Origin of the sequence: Shewanella sp. Actino-trap-3 (genome assembly GCF_002836275.1) — a bacterium.
Taxonomy (GTDB): domain Bacteria; phylum Pseudomonadota; class Gammaproteobacteria; order Enterobacterales; family Shewanellaceae; genus Shewanella; species Shewanella psychromarinicola.
In genome coordinates this window covers 104,842-120,668 of the sequence record NZ_PJCE01000001.1, presented here as the reverse complement: position 1 = coordinate 120,668, position 15,827 = coordinate 104,842, and the positions used below count along the sequence as shown (strand labels likewise).

The following is a 15,827-nucleotide window of genomic DNA, read 5'->3' as shown; positions in this document are numbered from 1 at the left end:
TTACTTCAGTGACTCAAGCTCTTCCCATCGCTCAAAGCAAACGTCTAAATTTTGTTCTTTTTCTGCCAACAACTGCAGTGCTTTATTAACCGAATCCTGCGGTTGATTATAAAAATCAGCACCACCTACGGCTAACTGCATTTGCGCAATTTCTTGCTCGAGCTGTTCCATTTGGCCCGGAAGCGTATCTAATTCTTGTTGCAATTTATAAGACAGTTTTTTGACTGTTTTCTCAGGGATGTTTACAGACTTTGTTTCAACCACTGCTGCAGGTTGGACAACATTACTGGCAACTGGTTCCTCAGAATAAAATTTTGCGCCTTGAGCCACCGCATCTTGATAACCACCAACATATTCGGCCCACTGACCATTACCTGCAAACCACCAGCTACTGGTAACAGTATTGTCAATAAATGCTCTATCGTGACTGACTATGAGTAATGTGCCTTCAAAATCAGCAAGTAGTGACTCTAACAACTCTAGGGTCTCAATATCAAGATCGTTTGTTGGTTCATCTAGAATAATTAGATTTGCTGGACGTAATAATAATCTCGCCAATAACAAACGATTCTTTTCACCACCAGAAAGTGCTTTGACCGGCGTACGGGCACGCATGGGTGAAAACAAGAAATCTTGTAGATAACTCAGAATATGACGATCTTGGCCATTAATAGTGACGGTACTTTTACCCTCACCCACGTTTTCTTCTACAGTTTTCTCAGGATCAAGCGCTTCACGATACTGGTCAAAATAGGCAACGTCTAACTTAGTGCCGACTTTAATTTCGCCAGACTGAGGTTGTAACTTTTCAATCAACAGTTTGATTAATGTCGATTTACCACAACCGTTTGGACCAATTAATGCTATACGATCGCCACGCATTACCGTAGTACTGAAGTTTTTAACTAAATTTTTATCCGGTAAATTATAGTTAATATCTTTAATATCAAAGACTAACTTTCCAGAACGATCGGCGTCAGACACGGCCATTTTGGCGTTACCTAGACGATTTAAACGCTCGCTACGTTCAGTTCGTAATGCTTTTAGCGCTCGAACACGACCTTCATTTCGAGTACGACGAGCCTTAACACCCTGACGGATCCAGGTTTCTTCATCAGCAAGTTTTTTATCGAAATGAGCGTTTTTCTCGGCTTCTACCCGTAACCATTCTTGCTTACCATCTAAATATGCTTGGTAGTTACCTGGAAACGAAATGACCACACCACGATCTAAATCGACAATACGTGTTGCCATTCGTTGAATAAAGCCACGGTCATGGCTTACAAACACGATTGCGCCTTTAAAGCTTAATAAGAATTGCTCTAACCACTCAATGGTATCGATATCTAAATGGTTAGTAGGTTCGTCAAGCAGCAGTAAATCAGGGTTAACAACGAGTGCGCGAGCTAATGCCACTTTACGCTGCCAACCGCCAGACAACTCATTCAATGGCTGATCGGGATCTAAGCCTAATAACTGACAGTTTTGAATAATACGCGAATCTAATTGCCAACCGTCATTGTGATCTAACACTTCTTGCAGACGCTGCATTTGATTGAGCATACGATCCATCTGCTCAGGATTAGCTTCTGCAACATCATGAGATAATTGATGATACTTTTCTAAAGCTTCACCAATTTCTTTAAGACCCGCCGCGATATAAGCGTAAACAGTTCCGGTTTCTGCTTTAGGTGGGTCTTGTTGTAAACGACTAACATTAACGTCATTTGTAATATTAAACTCACCATCATCAAGTAATACATCACCTGATAGCACTTTCATTAAACTTGATTTACCGGCGCCGTTACGACCGACGATACACACGCGCTCACCAGGTTCAATGGTAAAGTCTGCATTTAGCAGCAAAGGAATGTAACCGTAGGCTAACGAGCCATTATTAATCCGTACCAGACTCAATCTAAACTCCTAAAAATTCTTGTAATTGTGCGGCATCGAAAGGCCAGAATAACTCACGCTCTCCCTGTACAAATACAGGAATGCTCATGCTATAACGCTCTGTAAGTGATGCGTTATCACAAATATCGATGTGCTGATAATGTATTGCGGTTTGCTCAACCAGTGCTTGGGCTATATCACACAGATGGCAACCCTCTGTGTGATAAAGCACATAAGCTACTGCACTATTTTTTTGCATGAGTCAGTAGCCACACATTATGGATATGTGGATTACGTTTATAATCCAGCGGTAAACATAGATGGTCGATATTAGTCACGTCGATACCCGCTTGGTTCAACGTTTCGATATCCATTTTAAATTTACGCTTGTTATTTGAAAAAACAAGTTCGCCATTTGGAGACAGTAGTTTAATTAATCCGCCTAACATCTCTGCATGATCCCGTTGTACATCCCAACTGTCTTCCATGCGTTTTGAATTTGAAAACGTAGGAGGATCAATAAAAATAAGGTCAAACTTCTGTTGACTGTTGTCTTTAATCCACTGTAAGCAGTCTGCTTGAATAAAGTCATATTGCTTACCAGACAATCCATTTAAGGCGAAGTTTTCTTTAGCCCAATTGATGTAGGTATTAGACATGTCGATTGTAGTGACCGATTTAGCCCCGCCAATCGCAGCATGTACAGATGCAGAACCAGTATAAGCGAATAAGTTAAGGACATTTTTGCCCTTTGATTTATCACCGACCAATTTACGTGTAACACGATGATCAAGGAACAAACCAGTATCTAAATAACCGGTTAAGTTAAGCTTGAATTTAGCACCATATTCTTGAGTGATAACTTCCAATTTACGCTCGTCAATCTTTTGATACTGATTGGCTCCTTTCTGACGTTCGCGGGTTTTTAAGGTAATGCGATCGGGATGGATACCTAATGCGCCTGGCAATGCTAATAGCACGTCACTAAGACGACGTTTAGTCACTGCTTCTGGAATGGTTGCTGGAGCTGAATACTCTTGAATAACCACATAATCGACATACTTATCAATCGCAACGTTATACTCTGGTAAATCTGCATCATATAAACGGTAACTGTCGATGCGCTCTTTTTTAGCCCATTTTTCAAACTGTTTAATATTCTTTTTAATACGATTAGCAAATGCTGGGGCGATATCAGTAATATCAGCACCTTCTGGCAATACAGGCACATCTCGACGAGTGCTGTTTGCGTGTAAGGTATAAATGTTAAAAGCACATTCTAATGCACCGTTGAACATTTTCATTTGCTTATCCGCTTTTAATTTAAGCGATGAAATCAGCTCTATGTCGCTACATAACATGGCAATTTTCCAGCCACCAAACTCTTTCTTAAACTTATCACCTAACTGGTAATAGAGTTGTAAAAGTTCAGTGACATTTCCCAAACGCTCACCATAGGGTGGGTTCGAAATTAAAAAGCCTTCACTTACGGGAGGCATCACATCCAGCGCATCTGAAACACTAAATTCAATTAATTCAGCTACGCCAGCATTTTCAGCATTACGTTGAGCAATAGAAATCAAGTGCGGTGCTATGTCTGATCCGTAAAATTTGAGTTTACAACGTGTTTTACCCAAGGTTGCACGCGCTTGAGCTTCGTCAAAAATAACCTGCCACATGGCTTTATTGTGGCTCTGCCAATTTTCAAAACCAAATTTTTCACGTTTAAGTCCAGGAGCAATGTCTGCAGCCATTAATGCAGCTTCAATCAATATCGTACCGCTACCACAAAATGGGTCAAGCACAGTAATTGGATTTGCTTGCCAGCCACTACGTACCAACATATTGGCAGCAAGGTTTTCTTTTAATGGTGCCTCACCTGTTGTTGAACGGTATCCGCGTTGATGTAATGAAGCGCCAGAGAAATTCATTGAAATAGTTAGTTGACCATTACGGTAATGAGCATCAATTTTAAAATCTGGATTAACACGTTCAACATCCGGACGCGCTGTACCATCATCGCGAAAGCGATCAACAACAGCATCTTTAATTTTCAGCGCACCAAATTGAGTGTTATTAATAAAACCACCCGTGCCATGAAAATCAATACTGAAGGTTTTTTTATGGGAAAAATGCGATGGCCAATCAATACAGTATGCTGCGTTATAAAGTTGCTCAGCAGAATCACAAGCTCCTTTATAGATCACTAATACGATACGACTCGCTAGGCGAGTCCATAATGTAATTCGATAAGCCAGTTCTAGTGGAGCACAAAAATACACTCCAGCAACACTTTCTTTAACGTCGGTTGCGCCAAACTCTTTAAGTTCAGAAGCAAGGCTATATTCGAACCCCTTTGGGGCTGCAGCAAAAAAATTAAACATGTATTAGTCAGTCATCGGTTACGCAAAATTCAGTGCAACATTATACCTGCACAAACACATAACCCCAATGACTTATCGAAATGGGCTGCAAAATTCGCTTATTTTAGGGTTAATTTCTCAATATCGTACGATAAAGCAGTGACTCGCTTATTTTACCAGCAAATAAAAGACTACCCCTAGATTTTACTTGCAAATATAAACGGGGATCGCTATAGTTCGCCCCGCTTTGAAGCAGACAGTTAAACGCGCTAACTAGCAAGTTTAACATGACAGATTGAAGCAGTATTTATCGGACGCGGGATGGAGCAGTTGGTAGCTCGTCGGGCTCATAACCCGAAGGTCGTAGGTTCAAGTCCTACTCCCGCAACCATTTCTTTAATCAATAGAATAAAAACAATTGATAGCGTTTATCGGACGCGGGATGGAGCAGTTGGTAGCTCGTCGGGCTCATAACCCGAAGGTCGTAGGTTCAAGTCCTACTCCCGCAACCATTTCTTTAGTCAATAGAATTAAAATAATTGATAGCGTTGTCAGATGCATAATGGAACAATTGCTAGATCGTCGGGCTCAGCTTTTTATAAATAAAGAGTCGAAGGTTGTAGTTTTTTATCAAGTCCTACTCCCGCAACCATTTTTATCGTTATTCCTCTTTTTAAAACCTCCTAGCTTTACCTAACTTATTTTAAATTAATGTATTTTATAATCCATTTAGTTATAAAAAGCAGTTAATATCTCGTCGGGCTCAGCTATTCATAACCCACTGGCGAAGTTCGTACGTATCAGAAGTAAGCAATCCAACTCCTACAGTCATTTTCCTGACTTTTAATCTGCTCGCTTTATTTATCTAATCAAAATCACTATGAATGTTCATGCTTAGAGCAAAACACAGCAGTTAATATCTCATCTGACTCAATACTCATACTTTTTAGAGGCTTACTAGAAATCCCTGAATCTTGTTGTTGACTAAATATGGCTGTTCAGCGAAGATTATGTGTATTCCAGCTGCAATAATCACTATCTCAGCATTAGGTAAATGATCTTGTAGAAAAGGAGCGTACCTCAAAGATTAATACCACATCTAACAGGTTTGTCTATTTAGTGTAAATGACCCACCACTATGCGAGATCACTCACGTTATTTAACGCATTACCTTCAGGGTGATCCAGTAAGTTAAGTGCTAAGCAATTATTAAAGCAAAACAGTTGCTGCTCCCAGACAACACGAGTACAGCCTGAACCATGCAAAAATATTAACGTCATACTTAGTCTCTCTGCCCTAATGTGTCATAGTTGATGTTGGCAACTTTGACTGCCACCAGCTAAGCATTCCTCCCTCAAGTTGATAAACATCCTCAAACCCGAACTGGTTAAGTTTTCTAACGCCTGGGATGCTACGATGGGCTGATAGACATATCACGACGGTGGTTATTTCTTGTGATAGATCAAGCTGTTTTATCGTGTCAATTGAAAGCTTTGTTATGGGCAGATTTAACGAGCCTTCGATATGTGACTTATTCCATTCCATTTTCGATCGTACATCTACAATCTGAATATCATTTGTCTTAAGACGCTTATACACCTCTTCGGCGTTCATTTCTGACACATTTCCAAACGGTAACCACTGAGATAAACTCGTTAATATCGACATCTATATATTCCTAAAAAGGCTTCATTCTGAACCATTAAGTCTTACGAAGTCATCAATCTAATGACGGTTACTTGACCTTTAGCACAAACCTCACTATTCGCATTTAAGGGCGCTTCGACGGTTGTTTTCCTACACACAACTTCTACCACTTAAGTTCATAATTCAAGATTTTATCAATGAATGTTCCACATTTAAACCGCGTCTAAAAATCTAACATTAGCAAATAACCACGTTCTCGAGTTTCTATTTGGCATGTTTATGCTATTGCGCTTAATATCATGTCAATCAATTAACAAGGCCAATAAACACCGCTGCTTTGTCTATGTGACTTGGTAACCCTTAGCGTCAGTGAATTTTTACCTTAAAACGCTTAAATAAAAATGCCGGATGATTTCTCATCCGGCATTTATTGTATTCTCAGGAAAATTACTTTAACCAATGCTTCACTTTGGTTCGATTGTTATTATCGCGGCTTTGTCTAATCAGCTCATCACCAGCATCCATTTGGGTCATTTTTGCAAGGCGATCATAAAGCAGTACATTCACTGATGCGGCTAAATTCATGCAGCCAACGGTTGGTACGTAAACTACCGCGGTTGCTGCATCAATCAATTGCTGAGGAATAGTGCCGTCTTCTGGACCAAAAATATAAAATGCATTTTCGGGATGAGTAAATAAAGGCAATGGCGTTGCCCCAACGACGAGATCAACACACACAATCGTTGCTCCGTCAGGCACGCTATCGAGTAATGACTCGACGCCGACCAAAGGAATGCGCTTTGCAGCATCTTTAGTGTCCACATCGTATTGAGCATCACCCGACTTAGCGGCCAATTCGTAACGTTTACCGGTATAGCAAACATTATCGACCCGATAACAGCCTGCAGCACGCATGATGCCACCGACATTGACTGGGGTTTTAGGATTAACTAATCCAATTGTCACTCTCGTTTGAATATTTGCCATAAAGCAGATTAATCTTTTCCGGTTATGCCGCTTGAACCACAATACGTTGACGTAATTGCAGCCATGCAGCTTCTACTAATGAAAAATCGTGTTCTTCTAACTCTTCATTTGCCAAGGCTAAGCATTTCACCAACTTGAGATCCAGAGCTGGTAGATCTTGTTCTGTTTCCACTTCTAATTCGGCTAATACTACCGCTATGTGACCTTGTAAATACCCACACGCAAATAATGCATCATCGTCGCTATTGCTAACACTGTCTTCCATCCAAGACTCTAATGCGGCATCGTACAGTTCTAACATGGTTTAGTTCTCCACTAAATCTGGGTTGGCAACCTGGTACATCACGTAATCATGGTAGCCAGTGACTATTTTGTAATAGCCTGTGAGTGCTTTGTCTAATTCAGGGTCGCCACTATCCACAATTAATGGCCTGCCTTCAAGTGCTTTAAGCTTAGTTTTTGTGGCTAAGATTAAAATATTGTCTTTTCCTATGCGTTTTATTAATTCTGGCGATAATTGTTGGTTACCGCGGCCCAATATGTGACCTTGACCACCAATTAAGGTTATCACCAATTTAGCAGGACAAGATTCTGTATCATTTGTGAGTTCAAGTAATTGCTTAGCAGTAACATCGCTGGCAATTAGCGCTTTATGTTGAATGACATCGACACCCAACAAGGTATTATCAATGCCTAAGTCTTCCATAACCGCCGCAACGGTACTACCTGAACCCATGATATAAAGCTCATCTTCCATTGACTCGATAATGTCAGCGGCAATATCAGCTAACACGAGTTCATCAACTTCTTTGCCACCCATTTTTACCGCTTGAATATATCTAGGCTCAGCAGGAACCATCATTTCGCCAAAGCGTTTGGCTCTGACAGTGCCTTGCCTAAACGCAACTTCATCAATATCCATTACATCGGCAGACATTAAACTGACTAACTCACCTTTTAACAACATGCTCACCACGAGCCCTGAAGCATGAGGCGTAATGCCATAAACACCTGAATGAATTTTGACTCCGGCAGGAACGCCTAATACAGGTAGCTTGTCTTCAACCACGGCAGAAATATCGCGAGCCGTGCCATCCCCCCCCGCAAAAAGCAGTAAATCTAACTGTTGTTCAAGTAAATAAGTTACCGCTTGCTGGGTATCTAGCGAAGATGTCGTTGCACTACAGGTATACACAACATCTGTTTGAAACCCCATTTGACGACACAAATCTGCACCCATGTCGCCCGATGCAGTGATAATATCAATCGTGTCAGCAAAAGGTAGCACTACCGCTAAGGCTTGTTGCATCCGCTGCTGCGCTTTAGGTATGGCTCCTTTGGCAATGGCATCATTAGCAACACCATCAGAGCCTTTTAAACCGACACTCCCACCTAATCCTGCCAGTGGATTAATAATTACCCCTAAGCGAAAACGTTTCACGTCGACTCCTTGCTGTTGCGACAACACAATTTGAGATTAACTTTGTAGTGCGTTTGCGGATGCTGCGCCATTAATATTTGGGATCATCATAACCGCAAGCATTGATAAAAAAGCACAACCTGCTGCAAATATCCAAACCCACATAATTTGACTACCATCCCCCCAAATAATGCCACTTATCCATGTGCCTAATGCGCCGCCCACACCAAAACTGACACTGGCATATAATGCTTGTCCTGTGCTGCGATGACTGACATTAAAGTGTCGATGAATAAAATGGATTGAGGCCGCATGCACTAAACCAAAGGTAAATGCATGCAATAATTGGCTGATTATCAATAATGAAACGTATTCAACGCCAAAGGCTAAAAGTAGCCAGCGAATAACCGTCAGTAAAATACTCACCACGAGTAATACTCGGATACCGTATTGGCGAATAAGGCGAGATGAATAAAAGAAGATAACGATTTCGGCTAGAACGCCTAAGGCAACCAGCAAACCCGCGATGGTCTCAGAGTAGCCAACCTGTTTTAGATACAATACAAAAAAGCCATAAAATGGTCCGACACTCATCTGGAGTAACATTGCAGACAACATAAACCACACTAATGAGGCATCAAGCTTGAGCTTAGGTCGTTCGGACTTATTGACGACAACGCTGCGGTTAGCAGGCAAAGGTAACGAACACGCAAACAAACCTAAAAACAATATCATGCCCATATAGGGCAACACTTCAGGGCCCCAATAATCAATGGCAAGACCACCACTGATCACCAACACGATATAACCCACACTGCCCCAACTGCGAATAGCGCCATAACGCTCAGCTTTGTCACCTAGCGTTTCTAAGGTAATCACTTCTAGCTGAGCTAAAATCGCATTCCAAAAAAACGTGTATATCGCCAGACTAATCGCTAAATAGACAAAGCTGCCATCAAAGAAAAAACTGATATAGGTGATCGCCGCGGCACAAGAACCTAATTTAATCAGTTCTGAACGCATGCCAGTTCGATCAGCAACCGCCGCCCACACATTAGGTGCGACAATGCGAGTAGCCATTAATATCGCCAACAAAAAACCTATCTCTTGGGCATTGAAGCCTCGACTGTCAAAGAAAACCCCCAAATAGGGGACCATGATGCCAAGAATAGAAAAGAAAAAGAAATAACAAGCACTGAGCCAGCGTAAATCCGGCTCAGGACATATAACTGAGGACATTAGCGCATTCCGATAACGGGCGTTTGGCTGGTCACATCGTGGTTTTGAGCACGATGTCTTAATAAATGATCCATTAACACGATAGCAAGCATCGCTTCAGCAATGGGTACGGCACGAATTCCGACACAAGGATCATGACGACCTTTGGTGATCATCTCAATCGTTTCACCTTGTACTGTCATGCTTTGACCAGGCACACTAATGCTTGAGGTCGGCTTTAGCGCAATATGAGCCACAACAGGTTGACCGGATGAAATCCCCCCCAGAACTCCGCCAGCATGGTTCGACGCAAATCCTTGTGGTGACATTAAGTCGCGACCTTCAGAGCCTTTTTGAGTGACAACCCCAAAGCCATCGCCCACTTCAACGCCCTTCACTGCATTAATGCCCATTAGTGCATGGGCAATGTCAGCATCGAGGCGATCAAATACTGGTTCACCTAACCCCACAGGTACGCCAGTTGCCACCACAGTTATCTTGGCACCAATCGAATCACCAGATTTACGTAAACCACGCATATACTCGTCCAATGCTTGTAATTTACTGGCATCAGGAAAGAAAAATGCATTTTGTTCAATTTGAGTTAAATCGATGGTCTCGGCGCAAATTGGCCCTAATTGAGCAAGATAGCCGTGGATTTCAATGCCATGAACTTGTTTAAGGTATTTTTTAGCAACCGCACCGGCAGCAACGCGCATTGCGGTTTCACGCGCAGACGAGCGACCGCCGCCACGGTAATCACGCATGCCATACTTTTGCTGATAGGTATAATCGGCATGACCAGGACGGAACGTGTCTTTTATGTCGGAATAGTCTTGGCTGCGTTGATCGGTATTATCAATCAACAAACCAATAGAGGTGCCAGTGGTTTTACCTTCAAAGACGCCTGACAGAATTCTCACTTCATCGGCTTCACGCCGGGCAGTAGTGTAGCGTGACGTGCCAGGACGACGACGGTCTAAATCACGTTGCATATCTTCAACGGTTAACTCAAGCCCTGGAGGACAACCATCAATGATACAACCTAGAGCAACACCATGGCTTTCACCAAATGTTGTCACAACAAAGTTTTGGCCAATACTATTTCCTGACATGCGCGTTAACTACCTCTATTAATTATTCACGTTATTGAGTGCTATTTTTGTCGCTAATGTTATCGCGATTATTCACCATCTTTGTAGATGGCGAAAAGTGTTTCATTTTCAACTAGCTGATCACGAGTTAATACAAACACACCATCACCGCCAAATTCAAAATCAACCCAAGTAAACGGCATATCAGGATATTGCTCAATCAAATGCACCATTGAATTACCCACCTCAACCACAAGTAAACCGGTTTCGGTCAAATAATCTGCCGCATTCGCCAGAATGCGTTTGGTTAAATCTAAGCCATCATTACCAGACGCTAACCCAATCTCAGGTTCATGATGATACTCTTGAGGCATATCGCCAATATCTTCAGCATCAACATATGGAGGGTTAGATACAATTAAATCGTAATGAGGACCTTTCGGGATCGCCGAAAATAAATCGGATTGAATCGGGAAAACACGTTCTAACACACCCAAAGACTCAACATTAATCTGGGCCACTTCAAGTGCATCTTCACTAATATCTAAGGCGTCAACTTCAGCATCTTCAAACGCATAGGCACAAGCAATGGCAATACAAGCACTGCCGGTACATAAATCCATAATGCGATTAACAGGTTTATTATATAACCAAGGGCTAAATTTATAATTGATCATTTCTGCTATCGGTGAGCGTGGTACAAGTACGCGCTCATCAACATAAAATTCGAGTCCGGCAAAATTGGCTTTATTGGTCAAATACGGAACCGGTAAACGTTCACGTACACGGCGAATAATCAATTCAACGATTTTGTGTTTTTCGCTACTGGTTAAATTACTTAAAATAACCTGCTGGCCGATTTCTTCGGGTAAATGTAGAGCATCAAAAACCAATGCAATCGCTTCGTCCCAGGCATTATCCGTTCCGTGGCCATAATAAATGTTAGCATCATTAAAACGACTGACAGCCCAACGCAACATATCAGCTATGGTACGTAACTCAGTGACAGCTTCATCTACAAAGATCTTATCCAAAACACACTCCTTAAAAATTCTTCTCAGCTATTGTAACTGATGTCTATTAAGATGACCTAAAATTCAATACAATACGCCGATGAAAGACAATAATTATGTAGACTTATCGCTGTTTAGTACATTAATCGATGGTATCAAACCACTAAAACAAGATACCCACTACTTTAAACAGCCTGTCAAACCCAAACAACAGTTCGAAATAAAAGAACGTCAGATCCATGTTGACAGTTATTTTTCGGATACATATCAGCCGCTTCTGCCGATTAATGGTCCTATGCGTTGGATTAATGCCAATACAGATAAGCTTGAATTAAAACGTTTAAGACGTGGTGACTATTCACCTGACCTACTGCTTGATTTACACGGGATGCGTCAAGCTGAAGCCAAACTTGAATTAGCAGCACTTATCCAGGCATGCGTTAAGCAAAGCACAATATGTTGTTGTGTCATGCACGGCTATGGTATGGGGATTTTAAAGCAGCAAACACCAATGTGGTTAGCGCAACATCCAAACGTAAAAGCATTCCATCAAGCGCCAAAAGAATGGGGTGGCGATGCAGCGTTATTGGTATTAATTGATATTGGTGAGCAACCTCACCGACGTTAATTCGAGGTAATAAGCGCAAAAAGTGTTAGTAAAGGTAAGTGCTGACTTACCTTTTTATGAGTACACATGATTACAACCAATATTGCCATTACACAATAACTTGATGTGGTGCAGTCATAGCCACAAAACTAGAGTGCTGGCCATGCATGTCAATGTGAGCCACCGCAGACGTAGCAAACAACGGTGGCTCAATACCTGCCACAAGTTCACTAACCATAAAGCCTAAAATAGGCATATGTGCAATAACCAATACATTATCCGCTTTATATTGCTCTGCATAAGCAAGCACAATATCAACAGTCATTTTGGCATCTCCAGAGGGAGTGACATCATCAAGCACTAACCACTTACGGGGATCGGATAGGTGTTTACTGACTTCTTGCCATGTTTGTTGTGCACGTAAATAAGGACTCACAATAACCAAATCAAAATGGCTAACCTGTTTTGCTAACCAATTAGCCATAAAACCTGTGTGAATACGGCCAATATCAGTTAACTTTCGTTCCCTGTCTGACGGTGCATCAAAACCCGCTTCACCATGGCGCATCAAAAATAGCTGCATACTTCTCTCGTGATGTTTTTATTATCATTCTTAGCCAATTGTAGCGTTAATCAGCGCAACAACAAACCTAGAATTGAGCTTATTTCGATAAACTTTAGTCGATAATCGAATAAAACAAGCCAAGGTAATTTGCTAAAAAGTAATAACAAGATCAATATATAACAAGTTATCTTTTCTGGAGTCTCCTCTTGCCTGAATTTCCAGCAGTTTATAAAAGCCAAAATGATCATCGTCAGTACCAATATCGAGTGTTAGACAATCAACTTCGAGTATTATTGGTTGAAGATATGCAATCGAATCAAGCTGCAGCGTCAATGGCTGTCAGTGTTGGTCATTTTGACGATCCCGTTGAACGGCCTGGTATGGCGCATTTTCTTGAGCATATGTTGTTTTTAGGCACAGAAAAATATCCAGACTCAGGTGAATACCATGCTTATATTAATCAACATGGTGGAAACAATAATGCGTGGACAGGCACAGAACAAACTAACTTTTTTTATAGCATTAATGCAGAAGCTTTAGAAGGTTCGTTAGACCGGTTTAGTCAATTTTTCATTGCTCCCAAGTTTGATTTAGAGTTAGTGGATAGAGAAAGGCAGGCAATAGAATCGGAGTTTAGTTTAAAATTAAAAGATGACATTCGTCGAGTCTACCAAGTTCAAAAAGAAACCGTTAACCCAAAACATCCGTTTTCAAAATTCTCTGTGGGTAACCAAGCGACATTAGCAGGTAAACAAGCAGACATTCGGGATGAACTGCTGGCTTTTTATCAGCAACATTACAGTGCTAATATTATGACGTTGTGCGTTGTAGCGCCTCGTCCTATCGCAGAACTCGACACCATCGTTAGACAATATTTTTCAAAAATACTCAATAGAAATGTAAGTAAACACTATCCTTCTGAAGCACTGATAACCGAGGTTCAGCAACAAACACATATACAAATTGTACCGTTGAAAGATCAAAAACGACTCAGTATTTGCTTTTCACTCCCAGAGATAGACCAATTTTATAAACGTAAACCTCTCACCTTTATTAGCCACTTACTCGGTAATGAAAGTCCGGGGAGTTTATTGTCTTATTTAAAAGGACACGGATTAGCCAACCATTTATCTGCTGGCGGTGGCATAAATGGCTACAATTTCAAAGATTATTCGATCAGCATACAGCTAACCGACAAGGGATTTACTGAACTAAATGAAGTGGTCTCTTGTGTCTTTGAATATATCGAACTGATAAAGCAACAAGGTGTTCAAGCATGGCGTTACCAAGAACGTGCCAATCTACTTGATACTGCCTTTCGTTTCCAAGAACAGATCAAAACCTTGGATTTAGCGAGTCATCTCAGCATCAACATGCACCATTACGATATTGAAAACATTATTTATGGCGACTATCGCATGGATGAGATGCTTGAGGATGAAACAAAACACCTCCTTTCATTGATGTCGGCGACCAATATGCGTCTCCTCACGGTAGCAAAAGAGTCTCAGGTCGATAATCAAGCCCAATGGTACGACACCCCTTACCAAGTTAGGCCATTACAAGCTCAACAAATAAAAAAATGGTCTACGGTTTCAATAAGAGAAGATCTTAAACTACCTGAAAAAAATCCGTTTATTGTCTCGGATCCACAAGCTCGAGCAAACAAAAGTAATACACCAGTACCCACTATTGTTGCTGAAGGTGAAGGTTACCGTATTTGGCATAAAAAAGATGATGAGTTCAATGTCCCTAAAGGGCATTTATACTTATCATTAGATTCCGATCAAGCTAGCTCAACGCCAAGACAGGCAGCATTAACAAGACTGTACGTCGAAATGCTTATCGATTACCTGACAGAACCAACATATCAAGCAGAGGTTGCTGGCCTTAACTACAATATCTACCCCCACCAAGGGGGCATTACCCTCCATTTAACCGGCTTTACTGGTAACCAAGAAAAGCTATTAACCTTAATAATCAAAAAAGCACGCGAGCGTAATTTTACCGAGCAGCGCTTTAACATGATTAAAAAACAGATATTACGCAGTTGGAATAATGTTGCTCAAGCTAAGCCAATATCACAATTATTTACCAGCTTAACGGTCACACTACAAAAAAGCAGTTTTGAACCGACAACAATGGCTGAAGAACTCACGCTACTGACCCTTGATGATTTGCATAATCATGTTAGCGCATTTTACAAAAAGATTTATCTTGAAGGATTAGTTTTCGGGGATTGGCTCGTTGAAGAAGCTCAGCTACTCGCCAAGCGTTTGCAGCATTTATTATCTTTGGTAACAAAGCCAAGCGCTGAAGCATCTCGCGAACTTATCAATCTCGATAAAAGAGGCTCATTGCTTCGCGAAAAAACCATGGATCACCAAGACAGCGCGATTATTGTTTACTATCAGTCTCGTATGGCAACACCTGATCGTATGGCATTATTTAGCCTACTAAACCATACAATGTCATCAACCTTTTTCCATGAGTTACGCACTAAACAACAATTAGGCTACATGGTAGGAACAGGCTACTTGCCATTAAACCGACATCCAGGGATGATTTTCTATGTTCAATCCCCCACTACAGGTCCAAGACAACTACTCGAAGCCATAGATGAGTTCATCGCCGACTTTAATTATGCCGTGATGCAAATAACCAATCAACAATGGGAAAGTACTAAACGAGGCATGATAGGTCAAATAATGGAGCACGATACTAACCTAAAAACACGCAGCCAACGCTATTGGGTGAGCTTAGGAAACCGTGATTATGAATTTAATCAACGTGAGATGGTCGTGGCTGAAGTAGAAAAGCTCACAAGAGCAGATTTGATTAAGTTTATGGTGGCTCACATGCGCAGTAAAGATTGTGACCGCTTAGTCCTGTTTAACAGCGGTAAACAACATCACAGTCAAGCGAGCCTGCGTTCAAATAATATGATTGTAGACTTAAAAACGTTTAAACAACAGACGGATAAATTTAAGTTTTAGTAAATGTCTACGGCAGAAAGG

General features: G+C 41.3%; 14 protein-coding genes and 2 tRNA genes. 4 read left to right on the top strand and 12 right to left on the bottom strand.

Annotated features, from left to right (window positions below; genetic code table 11):
* From CXF80_RS00600 to rlmKL, 3 genes are read right to left on the bottom strand one after another with little or no spacing between them, the layout of a single operon-like run.
* On the bottom strand, positions 1 to 1,917 hold the full coding sequence (locus tag CXF80_RS00600) for an ABC transporter ATP-binding protein (RefSeq protein WP_101030258.1): 1,917 nt from the start codon (positions 1,915 to 1,917) through the stop codon (positions 1 to 3).
* A gap of 1 nt (position 1,918) precedes the next feature.
* Positions 1,919 to 2,155, bottom strand: a complete 237-nt coding sequence (locus tag CXF80_RS00595; protein WP_101030257.1) for a glutaredoxin family protein — start codon at positions 2,153 to 2,155, stop codon at positions 1,919 to 1,921.
* Positions 2,142 to 4,280, bottom strand: coding sequence for a bifunctional 23S rRNA (guanine(2069)-N(7))-methyltransferase RlmK/23S rRNA (guanine(2445)-N(2))-methyltransferase RlmL (rlmKL, locus tag CXF80_RS00590; protein ID WP_101030256.1), 2,139 nt, complete (start codon positions 4,278 to 4,280; stop codon positions 2,142 to 2,144). The genes CXF80_RS00595 and rlmKL overlap by 14 nt, the downstream gene beginning before the upstream one ends.
* A gap of 294 nt (positions 4,281 to 4,574) precedes the next feature.
* Here rlmKL and CXF80_RS00585 point away from each other — a divergent pair.
* Positions 4,575 to 4,650 (top strand) — tRNA-Met (locus CXF80_RS00585).
* A gap of 45 nt (positions 4,651 to 4,695) precedes the next feature.
* Positions 4,696 to 4,771: transfer RNA gene (locus CXF80_RS00580), tRNA-Met, on the top strand.
* Positions 4,772 to 5,395: 624 nt separating this feature from the next.
* On the opposite strand, the gene CXF80_RS19990 is transcribed toward CXF80_RS00580, so the two are convergent.
* The 8 genes from CXF80_RS19990 to prmB form a co-directional block, all read right to left on the bottom strand.
* On the bottom strand, positions 5,396 to 5,539 hold the full coding sequence (locus CXF80_RS19990) for a hypothetical protein (protein ID WP_157822159.1): 144 nt from the start codon (positions 5,537 to 5,539) through the stop codon (positions 5,396 to 5,398).
* 16 nt (positions 5,540 to 5,555) lie between these two features.
* Positions 5,556 to 5,927, bottom strand: coding sequence for a rhodanese-like domain-containing protein (locus CXF80_RS00575; protein ID WP_101030255.1), 372 nt, complete (start codon positions 5,925 to 5,927; stop codon positions 5,556 to 5,558).
* 426 nt (positions 5,928 to 6,353) lie between these two features.
* On the bottom strand, positions 6,354 to 6,893 hold the full coding sequence (locus CXF80_RS00570; RefSeq protein ID WP_101030254.1) for an RNA methyltransferase: 540 nt from the start codon (positions 6,891 to 6,893) through the stop codon (positions 6,354 to 6,356).
* Between the two features lie 22 nt (positions 6,894 to 6,915).
* Entirely contained in the window at positions 6,916 to 7,194 is a 279-nt protein-coding gene (locus CXF80_RS00565) for a YfcL family protein (protein WP_101030253.1), read from the bottom strand.
* A gap of 3 nt (positions 7,195 to 7,197) precedes the next feature.
* Positions 7,198 to 8,334, bottom strand: a complete 1,137-nt coding sequence (locus CXF80_RS00560; protein ID WP_101030252.1) for an ATP-NAD kinase family protein — start codon at positions 8,332 to 8,334, stop codon at positions 7,198 to 7,200.
* Positions 8,335 to 8,370: 36 nt separating this feature from the next.
* Entirely contained in the window at positions 8,371 to 9,552 is a 1,182-nt protein-coding gene (locus tag CXF80_RS00555; RefSeq protein ID WP_101030251.1) for an MFS transporter, read from the bottom strand.
* Entirely contained in the window at positions 9,552 to 10,646 is a 1,095-nt protein-coding gene (aroC, locus tag CXF80_RS00550) for a chorismate synthase (protein WP_101030250.1), read from the bottom strand. The genes CXF80_RS00555 and aroC overlap by 1 nt, the downstream gene beginning before the upstream one ends.
* Positions 10,647 to 10,714: 68 nt before the next feature.
* On the bottom strand, positions 10,715 to 11,659 hold the full coding sequence (gene prmB / locus CXF80_RS00545; protein WP_101030249.1) for a 50S ribosomal protein L3 N(5)-glutamine methyltransferase: 945 nt from the start codon (positions 11,657 to 11,659) through the stop codon (positions 10,715 to 10,717).
* Positions 11,660 to 11,738: 79 nt separating this feature from the next.
* On the opposite strand from prmB, the gene smrB reads away from it, so the two are divergent.
* Positions 11,739 to 12,266, top strand: a complete 528-nt coding sequence (smrB, locus tag CXF80_RS00540) for an endonuclease SmrB (protein WP_101030248.1) — start codon at positions 11,739 to 11,741, stop codon at positions 12,264 to 12,266.
* An 88-nt stretch (positions 12,267 to 12,354) separates the two neighbouring features.
* Here smrB and sixA read toward each other — a convergent pair whose 3' ends face one another.
* Positions 12,355 to 12,828: a phosphohistidine phosphatase SixA gene (gene sixA / locus CXF80_RS00535; RefSeq protein WP_101030247.1), complete on the bottom strand. Its 474-nt coding sequence runs from the start codon at positions 12,826 to 12,828 to the stop codon at positions 12,355 to 12,357.
* A 188-nt stretch (positions 12,829 to 13,016) separates the two neighbouring features.
* On the opposite strand from sixA, the gene CXF80_RS00530 reads away from it, so the two are divergent.
* Positions 13,017 to 15,806, top strand: coding sequence for an insulinase family protein (locus tag CXF80_RS00530; RefSeq protein ID WP_101030246.1), 2,790 nt, complete (start codon positions 13,017 to 13,019; stop codon positions 15,804 to 15,806).
* Positions 15,807 to 15,827: the final 21 nt, after the last annotated feature.